This window comes from Pontibacter lucknowensis (genome assembly GCF_900156415.1).
In the GTDB taxonomy this organism is placed as follows: Bacteria; Bacteroidota; Bacteroidia; order Cytophagales; family Hymenobacteraceae; genus Pontibacter; species Pontibacter lucknowensis.
The window spans coordinates 158859-176906 of record NZ_FTNM01000005.1 but is presented as its reverse complement, the minus strand read 5'-3'; the positions used below and the strand labels follow the sequence as shown (position 1 = coordinate 176906).

The following is an 18048-nucleotide window of genomic DNA, read 5'->3' as shown; positions in this document are numbered from 1 at the left end:
TTATATACAGCTTGCGTATAGGCAGCTATGGAAACGGCAAACACGCACTATACACGCACACCCCGCACCGAAAACCTGAAATGGGTTGACCGGATCACCCACCTGATGGACAACCAGTTCCGCTTGCCAGGCACTAACTGGCGATTTGGGCTGGATCCAATTCTCGGGCTTTTTCCTGTGGTGGGTGACCTGGCTTCGTTTAGTGTGTCGGCTATGCTGATCCTCACCATGGCCCGCTATGGCGCCAGTGGCAAGATGGTCACCCTGATGCTGCTCAACGTGGCATTGGATGCTCTGTTTGGCAGTATACCTATCCTTGGGAATATCTTTGACTTTGCCTTCAAAGCAAATGAACGTAATGTGCGCATGCTCCGGGCGCACTACGAAGAAGGCAAATACCAGGGCAGCGGCAAAAACATCATTCTAGGGGTTGTCATCGGTATTGTCGTGATCTTCATTCTGCTGATATGGGCTATCTGGGAGCTGCTGGCTTTTGTGTACCAACTGGTGCAGGGCTGGTTCTAAAAAAGCTTACATTCTGCCCAATGCCTTTGCCACAGCCACTGCCTTGTGTGCGCTGGCTTCTTTGTCTTTTATTTCCAGTATGATATCCATGTTGATGCCCTCAGTCTCCACCAGGAAGTCGTGGAAAGCCTGCTCGCCGATGCTCTGCACATGCTTGCCTTTGCGCTCTCCCGGCGATTGGGCGCTGTAGTCTACCATCAGTACACCGTCACGTTCGGGTTGCCAGGTCTGGGCAGCCAGCATTACTGCCTCCCGCATCGGTTCACCGTTGTTCACACACTCGTGGTGCAAGTTGTCGAAAATGATAGGCATACCCGTAAGCTCGTGCAGCACCAGGCAGTCGGTGAGGCTATAGGTGCGGTCGTCGTTCTCTACGCAGAGGCGGGCCTTTACCGTCTCAGGCAGCATGGTGTGGTATACCTCCGCAAAGCGATTGAGCGCAGTCTCCTTGTCACCATAGGCACCGCCACCATGTATCTGTAACTTAGCGGTAGTGTCAAGTCCCATCAGGTCGAGGATGCTGCCCTGGTATACCAGTTCGGCTATGCTGTTTTGCACTGTTTGAGGGGTAGGGGAGTTAAGCACCACAAACTGGTCAGGGTGCATGGATATACGGAGGTTGTGACGCTTAACATAATCGCCTAGCCGGCGTAGGGTCAGTTTAAAGTGTTCCTGCCAGTTGTAGGTATTGACAGGGTGCGATGCAAAAGGCACCAGATCGGACGTGAGCCTGAAAAAGTACAGTCCATGCTCCACATTGAATTCCAGTATGCGGCGCAGACAGCTCAGGTTTTGCTCCACTGTCTGAATTAAACGTTCTTCAGAGTAAGAGGCTAACCGAAATGTGCGGGAAGAGGAACAGTCCAGGGTCTCGTTAATGCAAGGATATCCGATTTTCATAAGGTATAGAGGTATGGCTATACCTTAACCTACGCACAAGCAAATGGTTTTGGTGAAATCTAATTTCAGGAAGGGATACTTTACCGGTCTATTTCGTAGCCAGTGTTGTCCTTAAAGAAGCGGTTGTAGTTCTCTTTTTCCTCCCTGCGTCGCTTTAGCTCCTGAATCATCAGCAATTGCTGCAGCTTCTGATTTTGCTTCCCTTCTTTAGAAAACATATCATACAGTAGCGAAATTGGGCTGAGTGGGGTAGGGGCGACAGGAGGTGGCGGAGGACCGGGCTCTAGCTCAGGGCGATAGCCTTTGCGCTTTACATACTCAGGCTCTTCCGTTTTCATGTTGCGCAGCGCCCGTCGTATCATTTCCTCGGATGGCCGGCTGGTGATCTCCACTTCGCCGAGCATTACACTGTCAGGCTGCAACACAATATTGACGCGAAGCTCTGAAACGGGCAGGTTACGGGGCAGGTATAGCAGGGGCTTAAAGCCAACGGCACGGATCAACAGCGTATCGCTCTGGTCGATATCAATAAGGAACTTGCCTTCTGCGTCAGAAATAACGCCATAGTTCGTGCCATAGCGGATGACTCCTGCGCCAGGTATAGGGGTGGTTTTGTCAGGTTCGAGCACGGTACCGCTCACGCGTATGTTGCGCTGCGCCAATGCCGGGAGTGCACTCACAAGCAACAGGGCAGAAAGAAGCAGTAGTCGTAGCAGGTATAAGGGCATGTTACAGCAGCGGCCACTTTAGCGGTGGCAAGGGATTAATGTCAATACGCCGGAAAAGGCTAAAAAGTATGCCGCCGCCAAAATATATAACTGCGGTGTGGCATGGTGCTAAATTACAAAATTTAACGGAAAGCGGGCACTAAAAGCGAAAGCCCATAGCTACGGGCGCTATGGGCTTTCAATACTATTTATACGGCCAGATACCCTATTGGTTGTTATCTGTGCCATTGCCAGCATTTGAGTTACTTCTAGGCAAGTTGTTATTGCTGCCTGAGTTATCAGTCTGGTTAGTGCCATCATTGCTCATGCCCCAGTAGTTTGCACGTTTTTCCCGGTACTGACTGTACTGCTCCTTTGATAGGATTGATTGTAACTCACGGTCTGTCTCCTGCATAATCTGTTCACGCTGTGTGTCCAAATCAGAAGTGCCCGTGGTATTGTTCTGTGTGTTCGTGTTCATATTGGTTCTGGTGTCGGTCATGGTGCCTCCATCCATGTCATAACGATCCTTCTCAGTAGTTGCCATATTGTCCACTTCATCTGCTACCTGACCACCCATCCGATTGGTTTCGTTGTAATTATACTCCAACTCGCTCAGACGACGCTCACGTTCATACAGTACCTGCTGTACTTGATTTTGGGTCGCCGTGTCGAGTCGCATATCCGTAGCCATCTGGCCGGCTATACGCTCTGAGTTGCTGCGCCACATGGCGTCGGAGCCGCTCATGTCTGTCGTGGTGCCCATGGCTGTCTCATTGCCTCTGATATGGCTTTGGTTTACGTTTTCGTCCTGGTTTGCGTCCGCTGTTTCATAGGTTCTGCCTCTGTCTTCACTACAAGACGCAAACATCATGGCACTCACTACAGCTATCGAATAAAATATCTTTTTCATCTTCTTATACTCTAAATTAAACTTTAAAAAGCCTGTTGTATTTGCTTTGAAATAGTATAAAACAAATACGGCTTGCTCTAGTGTTTTACGGCGGACGGTTCGATAGGTTTATATGACGCTTTGTAATAGCTGCTTGTGGCTGTCGTCAAAATTTGTTTGAAGATGTTTTTTGATGCAGTTTAAGCCTGTTTAAAAAAGTTGTTATAGATGAGATGCCATGATGGGTAATTCAATTGAGGGAAAGATGGAAATATGATAAAACATATATTTGGGTATAGCTTACGTGGAGCTGTATCTACTGATATAAAAAAAGAGCCGACAGTTAAGCCGGCTCTTTCTATGTGATAAGGGTAATTAACTACTGCTTAGGCCCTTCTCAGTTCAAAAACTGTAATCTCGGGCAGGAAACCCACACGGCCCGGGTAGCCGATAAAACCAAGTCCGGTATTCACATACAGGTGCTGCCTGCCACGCTTGTACAGACCGGCCCACTGCTCATATACATACTGCACCGGACTCCATTTTAATCCAGGTATGTTCACCCCGAACTGCATACCGTGTGTATGGCCCGATAGAGTCAGGTCGATGTCATCGTATTTCTGGTTGATCTCACCATCCCAGTGCGAAGGGTCATGCGAAAGCAGTACTTTGAACGGACTGCTCTCTGCACCACTGTAAGCCTTACTCAGATCACCATATTTCGGAAAGCCCGCCCGGTTGCCCCAGTTCTCCACACCCAGGATCGAGATGTGCTCTCCGTCTTTTTCGATGCGGCGGTTCTCGTTCAGCAGCACGTCCCAGCCCATGCGGCGCTGGGTGTCTACTAGTGTTTGCAGGTTCTGCGTCTTCGCCTCACGGCTCTCCCAGCTCACATAGTCACCGTAGTCATGGTTACCCAGCACCGAAAACACACCTTGCTTCGCCCGGATCTCCTTTAGCGTGTCTACATGCGGCATCAGCTCAGTGGCCACATTGTTTACCAGGTCACCTGTGAAGAACACCAGGTCCGCCTCTTGTTTGTTGATAAGGCGCACAGCCTCTTTCAGCGGTTCCGTAGAGGTAAAGCTGCCTGTGTGCATATCTGAGATCTGCAGCATTTTGAAGCCCTCAAAAGCAGCCGGCAGGTTTGGGAAGCGGAGTGTGATGCGCTTTACACGGTAGTCATATGCGCCTTTCACCATGCCGTAAATGAAAGCTGAAAAGGGCACCGCTGCCACGAGCAGGCCCATTTGGTTGAGGAACTTGCTGCGGGAAGGGTCAAAGGTCGTTTCTCCGCTGTTCACGTTGTTGAACACCAATTTACCCAGGCGCAGCGCATCGTCCACAAAGAGGAAGAGCACAACCACCAGCTTAGAGGCAAAGATGATAAAAAGCGTGCTGGCCAGATATGTTTTGAAAGCATCCGGTGGCGTGCCACGAGTAAATGAAGCCAGTGCAAAGGTGCCCGCAGTAATGGCGAATATAGCCCAATGCAGGATGTAGATGATACGCTGGGTGCTAGCGGACAGGTTTTGGCTGACTGTTTTAATAGCCTGAAAGACATAAAAGTCCACCAGGAACAGGATGAAGATGACTATTCCTATCGAAAAGAATCGTTGCATGTTGTATGATAATGACTGCTAAGGAACAGACCCCGGCAGCCTTTGTTTAAAATTGGATATTATGATAAAAAAGTAAGCAAACTGCCCACATACTCTGAACTATTTTCAGGTGAAACAGATTCACTTAACAATCTTTTATCTAACAAAATCTGTACCGCAGTGAAAGAAGAAGCTTCGTCTGCACTTTTGGCATACGATACCGCCAGTCTCAACATCAAAACCTGGGCCGAAGAAGACCGTCCGCGCGAAAAGCTGCTGCTAAAAGGCAAGTCCGCCTTAAGTGATGCCGAGCTGATCGCCATCCTGATCGGATCTGGTACCCCAAAACTGACTGCTGTGGACGTAGCCAAGCTCATACTGGCGGCTGTGGGCAACGATCTGAACGAACTGGCCAAACTGACAGTGAAGGACCTTACGAAGATTAAAGGTATAGGCGAAGCGAAGGCTATCTCGATCGTGAGTGCGCTGGAACTGGGTCGCCGACGCAAAGAAACCGCCGCTGCTGCCAAAACCCGCATCACCTGCTCCACCGACATCTACAACTACATCAAACCCCAGCTGCTTGACCTGCCGCACGAAGAGTTCTGGGTGATTTTGTTAAACCGCGCCAACGTGGTCATGAAAAAAGAGAGCATCAGCAGCGGGGGAGTAGCGGGTACCGTGGCCGACCCGAAAATGATTTTCAAGAAAGCCATCGAGCAGCTGGCGAGCTCTATAATCCTGGTGCACAACCACCCGAGCGGCAATACTAAGCCAAGCGGCGCCGACATCGCCCTGACCAAGAAAATGAAAGAAGCTGGCCAGTTTCTCGATCTGCCGATCCTGGATCACATCATCTTTACCGACAACGACTACTACAGCTTCGCCGATGAGGGAATGCTATGAGTCAGAAGTTTTAAGAAGTTTGAAAATTAAGAACGGACAATAATGTGATTTCGAACGCTAGTGAGAAATCTGGATATAAAGCGTCGTTACTTTAGGTTTCTCACTAGCGTTCGAAGTGACAGGGTTGATTAATCTTCTTCCAAGATTTCCTTCACTCTTCCAACTTCCCCTGTCTCGAGTCTGACCTTGATGCCATGTGGATGGTTGGGAGACTTGGTGAGGATGGCCTCTACGTAACCCTCAGTTAAGTCGCCGGTGCGCTGGTCTTCTTTGAGCACGATGTTCACGTGGGAGCCTATTTTGATGTTGCTGCGTTTGGTGCCGTCCATGATGTTTATTTCTTGGTCTGCGGTTTTGAGGTGATATACAGAAACTCTTCTTCGTCGTTCAGGCTCCAGCGTACAGGGGCTGTGATGTCCTGCTTTTTCACTTCTACTTTTTCGATCTGCTCCAGGTTGGCAAGTATCAGGCTAGTGTCTTTAACTAACTGATTGTTAATGATCACGCGCAGGTATTGCTGGGTAGCAGGTATACGGTAGTGGGTGTAGATATCCTGTATGGTAACCCACTTCGCTTTAGGGTCAGTTTTCAGAAGAATAGCCCCGTCTTTGGCTTTGTCGCCGAATTTTTCATCCTTCAGTACTTCGGCGCTTTCAATGTGCCTGGCTGTAATAAGCACCAGACTAGCTTGCGCTACCTGCTTGCCATCAACTTCAATGTAAGGTTGTGGTTGCTGCACGATTCCTTGCTTTTGCTGCTCTTTGGGATGGATGAGTTCTTGCTGCGCAAATGCCTGCAGACTGCAAGTAGCGAAGAGGAAAGAGAAGATAAGTTTTTTCATAAAAAGGTGTTTAAATAAGTGTGGTGGTCAGTACAGGACACCAAATGGAACAAGCTTCAAGCGTCATATTTTGCTCAGGATGAGACTTGCTTTCTGACGAGCCAATCTTCCTTCGCGATCTTGTATACGTAGTTTAATTTGGGCAACTCTCCGAAATACGCCACCTGTTGTTCCGAAACCTTTTCGGCACCCAGTCGGCCTATCGCTATCTGAGAACGAATGTTGTTAGCGCCGATATGAAAGTATACTTCTGTCACATGTTGGAACAGGTAGTCCAATAGGAGTGCTTTTACGGCATGGTTGACTCCTTTGCCCCAATAGGCGGTGGCATAGAAGGTATAGCCGATCAGTATGCTATTGTTTTGTGCATTGTAATCGTACATGCGAGTGCTGCCAGCGATACTGCCGGTTGCTTTATCCACGATCTTAAAGGCGCCCTTACTCTTCATGGCCCCATCAAAAAAAATCCGGAAAACATCTTTCTTCCAGCGGTCATTGTTGGGATGCTGCTCCCAGATCTTAGGATCAGACGCTACTGCATACAATGCTTCAAAATCACTTTCCTGCAAAGGATAAAGTATGGCTTTGTCGTTTTCTAATGTGGGTTGTGTGCTAAATGACATTGTAGATGATAGTATGGTCAAATTGCGGCTAATGAATAATTCGATTCTAAATATGCGCTCGTTTGTGCAATTGTCAGTGAAGGAAAACCATGTTTCATTGTCTAAAGGTATTTTGAAGCGCTGAGTTGAATGTGGCAATCATATTTTCTGATATGCGGATTAGCTAGCGTATCTACCGTTTATGCTTTCGGATATTCAGCCATGTATTGATTACAGCCAAAGCCAAGCCGGCTCCTATAAAGGCCCAGCCAATATACCTGCTCTCAAAAAAATGTCCGACATTAATTACGAGGCCCGCAACGGCCAGTGCTACTGCAAAGATGCCCACCAGGTTAAAAGATTTCATTGTTTTGCAGGTATAGGTATAAGCAAAATACAGAGCTTGCTTGCAGAAATATACATAGAATTACCTATATAATTTCCCCATTTGAAGATTCCTTTCCAAACCTTAAGCCTCTTAAGCTCCCAACTCTCAATCCAAAGAGTTTAAAAAAGCTCTCTCAGCCACTGTATCCACTTTGGTCGGGTATAGGCTACGGCACCCATGTCGGGTGCCGCAGCGTCATGAATGGGATGGCCAAGGATGTCCTGTTCGGCTGGAGTGAATGGTGCTGGCAGGTCAACAGCTATACCTTGCCCGATAAGCGGTGATTTTTTCTGGAGGCTATACCTGTCGCGGAGGGTTTGCAGGTTGAGCGGGTAGCCCAAGGTGCCTGCTGTACCCGGTGCTGTAAGCTTGGGGTCAGCTGCCATACCTGTTGGCTGGTTCTGATCAGTTTCCTGACCGGTGGCGGTACGGAAGTCCTGCAAAGAGGTATACCTGTTATCACCCCATACAAAGGTATAGCGGTCGTCTTCGCTGTACCAGGCGTTGTTATGAAAGAGCACGTCAAGCGCTGCCGTGTCGGTGGCAAGTAGCAGTGGAGCGCCGTTGCGTGTGTAGAAAATGTTGTTGTAAAACCGCACGTTGTGGTGCTGGCCGCTTTTGAAAGAAACGCCTCCTCCCGTTGGCGTAACGGCTTTGTCGGCAAACACGGTATTGTTGTACACCAGCAAGTCGCAGTTGCCTCCGTTATTTTTCTGGTCTGCCACCCAAAGTGTAATGCCTTTGTAGTCGTTTTTGCGGCCGTCGTTTTCAGAGATGTTATACCTGATGATGTTGTTGTGCATCGGCCGCGCCCACTCAAACTGGGCGATCAGGAAACCTGCCCCGTCGTTGTCGTGGGAGTAGTTGTACTGCATAATAGAGTTGGTGATGCCCCCGTCCAGGTCGAAACCACCGCCGTCGCAGCCACTGCCTGCGCTGATGTTGTAAGCTTCGTTGTACTGGATGGTCACCTTGTTGGCATCCCAGGCCCAGATACCAACCGGGCCTCCGCAGTTTGTGTTGCCCATACCGGAGCTGTGCACTACACTATATTCTACCGTGCCGCCGTCCACATCCGAGAGCACAATGCCGCTGCCACTGTGCTTGTCGCTCAGGGGCAGGCCGTATACCTGGTACACATGGCAATGGCCTATGTACACGTTGCGATGCGCGTAGCCTTTTTTGTTTTGGTCGAATTGACCCCAGGTGTTGATGCCCTCCGAACCAATGTGGTGAACCACGGCGCTGGTGATACGCACCTCTTCAAAACCGCTGTTGCCGCTCCATGATCCAATCGTAATACCTGATTTGCGGAAACCCGTCACTTCCACCTGGTCTATTACGATGTGCTTCAGTTTTATGTCGCCGGGCAAATCGTTGTAAAACAGAATACCGTTGTTGCTGTTACTGTCAGGGCCGCTGCCTTTGAAGTTGAGTTGGCGGATTTCTATACCTGCCACATTATGCGCGTAGATGCCATAACTCGTATCGGCATCGATGGTAGCGCGACCATCACCAAAAGAACTGATGACTAACGGAGCGCCTTTGCCCTGAAAGTTATCCGGATGAAAATAAAGCCCGCCCGCAAAGGTATGGCCAGCCTCGAGCAAGAGTGTGTCGCCTGCGCTATACCTGTGGCTGTTGGCTTTGGCGATACTTCGCCAGGCAGCAGTAGGGGAAGTACCGGGGTTGGCATCATTGCCTTTGGAAGTGATGTAGTAGGTGTGCGCCAAGGTATAGGGGGCTGTGCAGAGGTATAGGCTGATATAAAAAAGAAACGCAAGGGCCTGTTTCATTGTCAAGAGTTTTCATGTGCAGGTATAGTCGGGTCACAGCTTTACCCGCCTGTGTTTAATTGGCAGTATCGCTGGTAGGCATTTCCAGCTCCGATACGTGCAATAAACGCAGCATGGATGTTTTCTTGTGCTGGTGCTCCTGCATGCGCTTGAGAATATCGTCCAGGAGTTCGATGGCCCGCAGCACATAAGGTCCTTTGTTGAGCATCACGCAGTCAGCCCGCTGTGACATGGCGGCGTCGGTGATCTCGGCCCTCGACGGACGGCCCTTTTTAGAGAGCGACTCCAGCACCTGCGTAGCCCATACCACGGGTATGTGTGCTGCCTCACTGAGCCATAGAATCTCTTCCTGCACCTCAGCCAGCCGCTCCCAGCCGCACTCCACAGCCAGGTCGCCACGGGCTATCATCACACCGGCAGGATGGTTTTTCATGACGGTAAGCAGCAACCGGGGCAGGTTGCGGAAGCCTTCCTTGGTTTCTATTTTAAGCATGATACCCAGTTGCGGAGCCCGCAGCTCTTTCAGCTCCCGGTGCAGCGCCTCAACCATCTCAGGCTGATTCACGAACGACAAACTCACGGCATCAGCATGCTTTGCCACAAAAGCCAGGTTTTTGCGGTCTTGTTGCGTCAGGCCCTCCAGGTTCAGCTTGGTTTCTGGCAGGTTAATGCCCTTGTCGTACAGCAGGCGACTACCCGATTCCTTGGCTTCCGTAATCTTCACCAGCAGGTTATCTTCATTGACTTCCATGATCGTGCCCGCAATTTTGCCATCATCAAACAAAATCGGTTGCCCTGCTTTTACGCGGCTGAATACCTCCGGCAAGGTGCAGGCTATGTGTGCGGGCTTCACGATGTGGCCTTCGGCATCGTAGAGGGCGGGTTCGCCGGGCGTTTGCTCCTTAGTGAGCACCAGCAGATCGTCTTTGCGCAGGTAGATAGGTGCTTCGCTGGCAGGCAGCTGGCCTACCTTGGCGGAGCGCTCCAGGGCACTTTCCTTTTTGATGGTAAGCTCGGTGCCTGTGCCAATGTAGGAGGTCTTGAACAGGTGCGCGATCACACCTTTCTCTTTGCGCTGCATGACAGTAAGGGTGCGCTTTCGACCACGGGTGTCTCTGAATCTCAGCTTATCGCCCTGTTGGAGCTGCGCAACCCAGGCTTCGTCGAGTGGCAGGCTGGCATCTACAGGTACTTCGCTTACTTCGCCGGGCGGTGCAAGCCATACCTTGGCAGGGGACACGAGTTGGCCCAGCTCGTTTTGTATGGGGCGTATTGGTAACAGGGCAGGACCAGGCTTGAGCGGACCCGTACGCAATTTCGGCCCCATCAGGTCCATCAGTATTTTGCAGTTTCGTCCCGTTTCTTTCTCAGCCTTTCTGACGGATTGCACCATGGCTTCCCACACCTGCTCGTTGTCGTGGGCACAGTTGATGCGGGCGCAGTCCATACCGGCCAGCAGCATGCGTTTCAACAATTCATGGTCATGTGCCAGGTCAGTCGAGAAGGTGACCATGATGCGGGTGCCGTGTTTTTTAGGAGAGGGCCCGAGCAAATCGTTGGTGTGCTTCTCAAGTAACTCGCCGCTTTCATCAAATGAAACAGGAACAGGCTTTTTGATAACCTCGCAACTTCGCAACTGACAGAGCATGTCGCGCACGGCCTGCAGGCTTGCCAGCACATGCCCCTCTGCGCGACCCAGTGATGACAGGCCCATGCGGGATAGGCCCTCCTGCAAATGCCGAATGTCGTGCTGCCGCAGCGACAGGTAGTGCAGCAGGTTGCGGGCACTTTTACGAAAAGACGGATGCACGCTTTTAATGGCGATGGCAAATTTCTTTTCCAGTTCAAGGGCGTCGTGGTGCAGCTGGTCGAGCTGTGTGATCATCTCCTGAAGGTGTTTCTCGTCTGTTTGCATCATGGTAGAGGTATGGCATATTATCAAACTGAAGAGAGGCGGGTAGGGTTTTTTAAAAGCTGTTGATCATGGCCCGTTGCAAAGATGGCGCACTCCAATACCCGCTGGCGATAATGCGGCGGATGCTGTGCAGCGGGTCCTGCGGATCACGCTTTCCGGCAAGTTGAAAAGCTCCGGCCATGCCCCGTTGTTTGAGTTCAGGTATAGCCTTGGGGTTCCAGAGCCCAAAAGGGTAAGCGAAGTACTCTGTTGGTTTGCCCGTGATTTCGGTTAGCTGCCGCGAGGGCTTCTCCACCTGCGTTACCCAGTCCTGGCCCTGATATTTCTTCACATTCTGGTGGTCCCAGGTATGTGAGCCAATCACGTGGCCGCGGTCCGAAAGCTCCTTTACCTGCGCCTTGCTCATGTAGTTGGGCCTGCCCAGCGACACGGTCATGATAAAGAACACGCCTTTGAAACCGTACTTCTCGAGCTCAGGTGCGGCCACGGTGTACTGTCCCAGGCTGGTGTCGTCGAAGGTGAGCATCACGGGTTTTTCGGGAAGCGGAGCGCCTGTGGTCAGGTACGCCATCAGTTGATCGGGTAGCACGGTTTGGTAGCCGCTGTCGGCCAGCATTTTGATGTGCTCTTTAAAACGCTCTTCAGGTATAATATAGTCCTTGGCCTGCTTGGAATCCTTCTCGCGCCAGTCACGCACCTGGTGATAACACAGTATCGGTACCTGCTTGCGGGCGATGATGGTCTCGGCATCGGCTATGGAGCTTGCTACGAGAACTGGGGGCTGAGACGATTGTTCAGGTATAGCTGCCTGTAAAGTCAGAGTGTCAGGAGCGGGTATAGCATTACTCTCCGCATCAGAATCAACAGGTATAGCGGCTTCAACTGGCGACTGAGCCTCGGCAGTTTTACCTCCCTGCATGCAGGATGACAGACTGACCAGAAAAGTGATTAAAAAAGTGATGATTGGTAAGCGGAGGCGGGAGTAAGGGTAGTTCATGGTAAGATTTGTAAACGGTATAATATTAGCGATTTTCTGTGTTGATTCCACGTCGTTCGTTCTGATAATTTACAGTGAAGCACAATGGAGAAGCATATCTGCAAGCAGGAAGACTTAGTGTACAGTTGAATTGCGCAGTGCCTTTCAAAACCTAATATCCAGAAAGGTTTATAAAGCGAAAATTACTTATCTTGATGGAGCTATCATATTCCAGACATCTACATACTATACCTGAAAATCAATGCCAGCTATACCCTTTAACCGTGAAGCCATGCTGCGGCAGCTTGCTGAGGTGCCTGAGTGGGATGTGCTCGTGATCGGCGGCGGTTCCACAGGTTTGGGTACCGCCCTGGATGCTGCTTCGCGTGGGTATAAGACGCTGTTGCTGGAGCAGTCCGACTTTGCCAGGGGCACTTCGAGCCGCAGCACCAAGCTGGTGCATGGTGGGGTGCGTTACCTGGCGCAGGGCAATATCCGGTTGGTGTTCGAAGCCCTTCGGGAGCGGGGTCTCCTTCTGCGCAACGCCCCGCATGTGGTGTCGGTGCAGCCCTTCGTTATCCCCTGTTACAGTTGGTGGCAACGTTTTTTCTACGGCACGGGCCTGACGCTCTACGATCTGCTGGCGGGCAGGTACAGCCTGGGGCGCACCTCCTGGTGGAGCCGCAATGCCGTGCTGAACCAGATGCCCACCATAAAATCCGAAAAGCTGAAAGGCGGCATTGTGTACTACGACGGACAGTTCGACGACGCCCGCCTCGCCTTGAACATCGCTCAATCCTGTGCTGAACAGGGCGGTACGGTGCTGAATTATGTTCGTGTGACTGGCCTGATGAAAGGTGCCGATGGGAAAGTGACAGGGGTAGAAGCACAGAGCGTGGAAAGCGGCAGACCCTACACCTTGCGCGCCAAAGCGGTCGTAAATGCCACAGGCGTGTACGTGGACGAGGTTTTACAATTTGACCAGCCTGCCCAAAAACCGCTGGTGATGCCAAGTCAGGGCGTGCACGTGGTGCTCGACAAGTCTTTTCTGCCAGGCGATACAGCTCTGATGATACCTGAAACGCCTGACGGCCGCGTGCTTTTTGCCATACCCTGGCAAGGCCAGGTGCTGGTCGGCACCACCGACACGCCGCTGCAGGGACTGAGTCTGGAGCCTGTGGCGCTCGATGCTGAGATCAACTTCATTCTGCAAACGGCAGGGGCTTATCTGCAGAAAGCCCCAACGCGGCAGGATGTGCTGAGCGTTTTTGCCGGACTGCGCCCCTTAGCCGCTCCCGACAGCGAAACAGGCAATACCAAAGAGATTTCCCGCAGTCACAAGTTACTGGTGGCATCTTCAGGATTAATCACGATTACAGGGGGGAAGTGGACCACGTATCGGCAGATGGCCGAAGAAACCGTGAACGCGGCTATTCAGGTAGCGGGTTTACCTGATAAACCTTGTATTACCAAAGAGCTACCCATCCATGGTGCTATACCTGAGCAAAGCGGTCGGAGCAGTTCACTGCCATCCTGGCTGTCCGCTTATGGCAACGATGCGCCTGATCTGCAAGCTCTGATGCAGTCGGAGCCTGAGCTGGCGCAAAAGCTGCACCCTGGTTTTAATTATACCTTGGCTGAAGTAGTCTGGGCGGTGCGCTACGAAATGGTCCGCACCGTGGAAGATGTGCTGGCGCGGCGATTAAGAGTGCTGTTCCTGGATGTCCATGCTGCCATAGAAATGACGCCTGTAGTAGCTACTATCCTGGCCCGGGAGCTTAAGCGTGACGAGGGATGGCAGCGGGGGCAGGTAGTGGCCTTTGAGTTGCTGGCGAAGCACTACCTGCCGCAAGCCACCGAAAAGCCTGCCGTGCGGGCACTTTGACGAAATTTTTTCCGAAATTGCAGCAAAATCACCTGGCCCAATGCAACGACCTATTAAGCTCATTATCATAGCCGGCATCGCGCTGGTACTTTTTTATTTTGTGCGTGAGTCCTTTATGAGTGACGACAATTACCTGATTCCACTGCAGAAAGAGCGTGAAGACAAAGACTTGTCATTCCGGAGCCGCACGAATAGCCCTTTTGAAGAGGCCGATCGCAGAATGTTCAGCAATCTGGTGTACTACGAACCCAACCTCGACTATCGTGTAAAGGTGAAACTGGAGGAAATTGAGCCAAAAGACACGCTGCACATGCCCATGACCAACGGCAGCACCGAGGCTTACCTGCGCTATGCCATCGCCAATTTCGAACTGCACGGTGAGCCGCAACGCCTGACACTCTATAAAAAAGTAAAAGAGCAGGAGGAAAAGTTGTTTGTACCCTTCACCGACAAAACAAACGGTTTCGACACGTATGGCGGCGGCCGTTACCTGGATGTGCCGTTCAAGGAAGGAGCTACAACGGCTACGCTCGACTTTAACCGCGCCTACAGCCCTTTCTGCGCTTACAATCCTGAGTACGTATGCCCCGTGCCACCCAAAGAGAACCGCCTGAGCGTAGCGGTAGAGGCTGGCGAGAAAAACTACGAAAAAGTACATCCGGTAGTGGAGTAGAGGCTTTCAGCAAGACATGAAGCTTGTCACTTGGCATGACTTCGATGAACTGGCAAAGATCTGCAATCCGGAAGAGTGTTGAGAGGAGCGGCAGGAGTAGAGCAATTGGGCTAATTACGAAGTGCATCTCGCGTGACATGGCTTCGGGGAAACTGTCCCTGGGCCAAAATTCTATGAACATGTAGGCTTTTGTCCCGATGTCTTTTGTCGAAGAGCAAAGAAAAATCCTTAATTTTGGGAATTAGCTTCAACCAAACGGGGCTATACCTTACAGAACAACAGAAATAACCATGCTGATTTCATTCGACTGGCTGAAACAACTCATTCATATAGATAAAACCGCTGAAGAAACGGGTGCCTTGCTGACAGGCGCAGGTCTGGAAGTGGAGGCGATCCACAACTTCGATCAGGTAAAAGGAGGCCTGGAGGGGATCGTAATAGGCGAAGTGCTGACCTGTGAGCGCCATCCTGACGCCGACCGCCTGAGTATAACCACTGTGGACATCGGCACAGGTGAGCCGAGCCAGATCGTGTGTGGTGCGCCAAACGTGGCCGCCGGGCAGAAAGTGGTGGTGGCGACCGTGAATAGCACACTTTATCCAACAGGCGGAGAGGCTTTCAAAATCAAGAAATCGAAAATACGCGGTGCCGCTTCCGAGGGTATGATTTGCGCTGAAGACGAGATTGGCGTGGGTACCTCGCATGCAGGCATCATGGTGCTCGACACTGACCTGCCGAACGGTACGCCAGCCGCCGAGTACTTCGGCCTTGGCTCTGATAAGGTATTCGAGATTGGCCTGACGCCAAACCGCGCCGATGCTGCTTCGCACCTAGGCGTGGCCCGCGACCTGAAAGCCCTGTTGCGTGTGCCCTATACCTTACCTTCGGTTGAAGATTTTAAAGTGAATAACAATTCCCGCCCGATCGAGGTGGTGATTGAAAATACAGAGGCCTGTCCGCGCTACGCCGGTGTAACCGTGAGTGGTGTGAAAGTGGGCCCCTCACCAGAATGGCTGCAGAAGCGCCTGCGTGCCATCGATCTGGCTCCGATCAACAACATCGTGGACGTAACCAACTACGTGCTGCATGAGCTGGGCCAGCCGCTACATGCTTTCGACGCCGATAGGATCAAGGGCAATAAGATTGTCGTGAAAACTGCCAAAGCTGACAGTGTGTTTGTGACCCTGGATGGTGTGGAGCGTAAGCTCAAGGCTAATGACCTGATGATCTGCAATGCCGGGGAGCCAATGGCGATCGGTGGTGTGTTTGGTGGGCAGGAGTCTGGTGTTTCAGACGAAACGACAAGTATTTTCATTGAGAGTGCCTACTTCTCACCTGATTATATCCGCCGCACAGGTATGGCACATGGCCTCAAAACTGATGCGTCTTTCCGCTTTGAGCGCGGTACCGATCCAAACATGGTGATCACTGCTCTGAAGCGTGCCGCATTGCTGGTGCAGGAAGTAGCGGGCGGTGAAATCAGCTCTGAAATTGTAGATGTATACCCACAGCCTGTTCAAAACTTAGAACTGACGCTGGACATCGAACGAGCCCATTCGCTTATCGGCCAGCACATCGGTGCCGAGCGCATGAAAGCCATTCTGACAGACCTAGGTATAGAAATCACAGGTGAAACAGAAGAGAAACTCCACGTGTCAGTGCCGCCATTCAAAGTGGACGTAACCCGTGAGGCGGATCTGGTGGAAGAAATCCTGCGCATCTACGGCTTCAACAACATCGAGGTGAGTGAGCACATGGCCACTACCTACATGGCCAGCTTCCCGAAGCCTTATCCGGAAGATATCAACAAGACTATACTTGACTATATATCGGCCAACGGTTTCCACGAGATCATCACCAATTCCATCACCAACTCCAAGTACTACGCCGCCGGCGGAGAAGAGGAGACGGCCGGGCTGGTGAAGGTGCTCAACTATAACAGCGAAGACCTTGACGTGCTGCGCAAGAGCATGGTGTTCTCTGGCTTAGAAGTGCTGCGCTACAACATCAACCGTCGTCAGCGTGATCTCAAGGTATACGAACTCGGCAAGGTATACGAGCAGCTGGAGGACGGCTACAAAGAAAGCCGTAAACTGGCGCTTTACATGATAGGCAACACTACTGCCGAAAGCTGGAAGCAGCCTGCCCAGAAAGTGGCATTCTACGACCTTGCCAGTGTGGTGCAGAACATGTTACAGAAACTCAATGCCGCCGACTACGAAGTACAGCCGGTGGAGGCTAGTCGCTACATGCGCCAGGGTATCACCTATGTGAAGAACGGCACTGTGATCGCGCAGGTAGGTTTGCTGGACGCGGCTGTGACTAAAGCTATGGACGTGAAAGAGCAGGTATGGTACGCCGAACTCAACTGGGACTATCTCCTCAAGAAATACAAAGATAAACTGGTGGCCGAGGAGCTACCGAAGTTCCCGGAAGTGCGCCGCGATCTGTCACTGGTTGTGGATAGGAACCTGACCTTTGAGCAACTAAAGCAAGTGGCGCTTCGCACCGAGCGTAAGCTTTTGCAAGGCGTAAACGTGTTCGACGTGTACGAGGGCGACAAGATAGCCGCAGGCAAGAAAGCCTACGCCCTGAGCTTCACTTTGCTGGATCGCCAGCAAACTTTGACCGACAAAGTGATCGACGGCGTTATGAACCGCCTGATGCAGCAATTTGAGAAACAGCTGGGAGCTATTATCCGCAAGTAGTTATGGCAAAAGAAAAACAACTGCAACAGCTTCAGTCCATTGAGGACAAAGTGCGCAAGCTTCTTAGCAAGCACGACGACGTGCTACACAAGCTTGTCGCCGCTCAGGAAGAAATTAAATCGTTGGAGGCGCTGTTAGAAGAGAGAGAACAGCAAATAAAAAATTTTCAAAATCAAGAGAATATTGTTAAGATTGTAGATGCGATAGCAGGAAACACTGCAAATTCGACAGAGTTAAAGCTGAAGTTAAACGAATATATAAGGGAAATTGATAAGTGTATCGCCTACTTGCGTGACTAGCGGGAGGCAGTGAGCCGAAGCCGGATATACGGCTGGCCATTGCAGGAAAGCAAAGAAACCAGGTAGCCCTATGCCAAAAGAACGCAACGGATGGGTGAATTAGCAATTAAGATTCGCATCGCAGAACGCGAGTATCCGATGCGGGTGAAGGAAGAAGAAGAAGAAAGGCTTCGGGTTGTAGGTAAACTTTTGAACGAGCGTCTGCGCTTTTTCAAAGACCAGTTTGGCATACAGGATAAGCAGGATTTGCTGGCCATGGTGGCTTTTGAGACCATGGTGGACAAGCTGAAACTGGAGGATGACAAAAACAACCATCTGGCTAAAGTGGGAGAGCAACTGAGCGTACTGGACGATCTCTTATCATCAAGTAAGTAAACATATTCCGAGGCGGCTTCCCAAGCAGCCTCTTTAACTACGGTGTGGTTTGCAAAACC

General features: G+C 51.1%; 18 protein-coding genes. 7 read left to right on the top strand and 11 right to left on the bottom strand.

The features are described 5' to 3' along the window. The first annotated feature begins 27 nt into the window (after window positions 1-27). Window positions 28-525, top strand: coding sequence for a DUF4112 domain-containing protein (locus tag BW972_RS15795; RefSeq protein ID WP_007653943.1), 498 nt, complete (start codon window positions 28-30; stop codon window positions 523-525). Window positions 526-531: 6 nt separating this feature from the next. Here the strand turns inward: BW972_RS15795 and uvsE are convergent, their stop codons facing one another. The 4 genes from uvsE to BW972_RS15775 all read right to left on the bottom strand — a co-directional run bounded on the left by uvsE (window position 532) and on the right by BW972_RS15775 (window position 4646). Beyond that, window positions 532-1425: a UV DNA damage repair endonuclease UvsE gene (uvsE, locus tag BW972_RS15790; RefSeq protein WP_076422820.1), complete on the bottom strand. Its 894-nt coding sequence runs from the start codon at window positions 1423-1425 to the stop codon at window positions 532-534. 80 nt (window positions 1426-1505) lie between these two features. Continuing rightward, window positions 1506-2153: a carboxypeptidase-like regulatory domain-containing protein gene (locus BW972_RS15785; RefSeq protein WP_076422819.1), complete on the bottom strand. Its 648-nt coding sequence runs from the start codon at window positions 2151-2153 to the stop codon at window positions 1506-1508. Window positions 2154-2358: 205 nt separating this feature from the next. Then, on the bottom strand, window positions 2359-3045 hold the full coding sequence (locus BW972_RS15780; RefSeq protein ID WP_076422818.1) for a hypothetical protein: 687 nt from the start codon (window positions 3043-3045) through the stop codon (window positions 2359-2361). Between the two features lie 365 nt (window positions 3046-3410). Further along, a complete protein-coding gene (locus BW972_RS15775) occupies window positions 3411-4646 on the bottom strand; it encodes a metallophosphoesterase (RefSeq protein WP_076422817.1) in 1236 nt (411 codons plus the stop codon). Window positions 4647-4832: 186 nt separating this feature from the next. On the opposite strand from BW972_RS15775, the gene radC reads away from it, so the two are divergent. Then, window positions 4833-5531: a RadC family protein gene (radC, locus tag BW972_RS15770; RefSeq protein WP_076422958.1), complete on the top strand. Its 699-nt coding sequence runs from the start codon at window positions 4833-4835 to the stop codon at window positions 5529-5531. Window positions 5532-5659: 128 nt separating this feature from the next. On the opposite strand, the gene BW972_RS15765 is transcribed toward radC, so the two are convergent. From BW972_RS15765 to BW972_RS15740, 7 genes are all read right to left on the bottom strand, one after another. After that, on the bottom strand, window positions 5660-5860 hold the full coding sequence (locus BW972_RS15765; RefSeq protein ID WP_007653953.1) for a YwbE family protein: 201 nt from the start codon (window positions 5858-5860) through the stop codon (window positions 5660-5662). Between the two features lie 5 nt (window positions 5861-5865). Then, window positions 5866-6372, bottom strand: coding sequence for a hypothetical protein (locus BW972_RS15760; RefSeq protein ID WP_076422816.1), 507 nt, complete (start codon window positions 6370-6372; stop codon window positions 5866-5868). A gap of 74 nt (window positions 6373-6446) precedes the next feature. After that, window positions 6447-6995, bottom strand: coding sequence for a GNAT family N-acetyltransferase (locus tag BW972_RS15755; protein ID WP_076422815.1), 549 nt, complete (start codon window positions 6993-6995; stop codon window positions 6447-6449). Between the two features lie 172 nt (window positions 6996-7167). Further along, a complete protein-coding gene (locus BW972_RS19915; RefSeq protein ID WP_155800540.1) occupies window positions 7168-7341 on the bottom strand; it encodes a hypothetical protein in 174 nt (57 codons plus the stop codon). Window positions 7342-7481: 140 nt separating this feature from the next. Beyond that, window positions 7482-9158, bottom strand: coding sequence for a right-handed parallel beta-helix repeat-containing protein (locus tag BW972_RS15750; protein WP_076422814.1), 1677 nt, complete (start codon window positions 9156-9158; stop codon window positions 7482-7484). 55 nt (window positions 9159-9213) lie between these two features. Then, window positions 9214-11076: a pyruvate kinase gene (locus BW972_RS15745; protein WP_083674217.1), complete on the bottom strand. Its 1863-nt coding sequence runs from the start codon at window positions 11074-11076 to the stop codon at window positions 9214-9216. A 49-nt stretch (window positions 11077-11125) separates the two neighbouring features. Then, window positions 11126-12070: a polysaccharide deacetylase family protein gene (locus tag BW972_RS15740; protein WP_076422813.1), complete on the bottom strand. Its 945-nt coding sequence runs from the start codon at window positions 12068-12070 to the stop codon at window positions 11126-11128. A gap of 241 nt (window positions 12071-12311) precedes the next feature. Between BW972_RS15740 and BW972_RS15735 the strand changes: the two genes are divergently transcribed. The 5 genes from BW972_RS15735 (at window position 12312) to BW972_RS15715 (ending at window position 17989) form a co-directional block, all read left to right on the top strand. Further along, window positions 12312-13934 carry a glycerol-3-phosphate dehydrogenase/oxidase gene (locus tag BW972_RS15735; RefSeq protein ID WP_083674216.1) on the top strand — a complete coding sequence of 541 codons (1623 nt, stop codon included), beginning with the start codon at window positions 12312-12314 and terminating at the stop codon, window positions 13932-13934. A gap of 40 nt (window positions 13935-13974) precedes the next feature. After that, the gene (locus tag BW972_RS15730; RefSeq protein WP_007659817.1) at window positions 13975-14607 is read left to right on the top strand and encodes a DUF1684 domain-containing protein; all 633 of its coding nucleotides are present in this window, start codon (window positions 13975-13977) and stop codon (window positions 14605-14607) included. A 290-nt stretch (window positions 14608-14897) separates the two neighbouring features. Further along, window positions 14898-17315, top strand: a complete 2418-nt coding sequence (gene pheT, locus BW972_RS15725) for a phenylalanine--tRNA ligase subunit beta (protein ID WP_076422812.1) — start codon at window positions 14898-14900, stop codon at window positions 17313-17315. Between the two features lie 2 nt (window positions 17316-17317). Further along, window positions 17318-17614, top strand: coding sequence for a hypothetical protein (locus BW972_RS15720; RefSeq protein WP_007659820.1), 297 nt, complete (start codon window positions 17318-17320; stop codon window positions 17612-17614). 90 nt (window positions 17615-17704) lie between these two features. Further along, window positions 17705-17989 carry a cell division protein ZapA gene (locus BW972_RS15715; protein ID WP_007659821.1) on the top strand — a complete coding sequence of 95 codons (285 nt, stop codon included), beginning with the start codon at window positions 17705-17707 and terminating at the stop codon, window positions 17987-17989. Window positions 17990-18048: the final 59 nt, after the last annotated feature.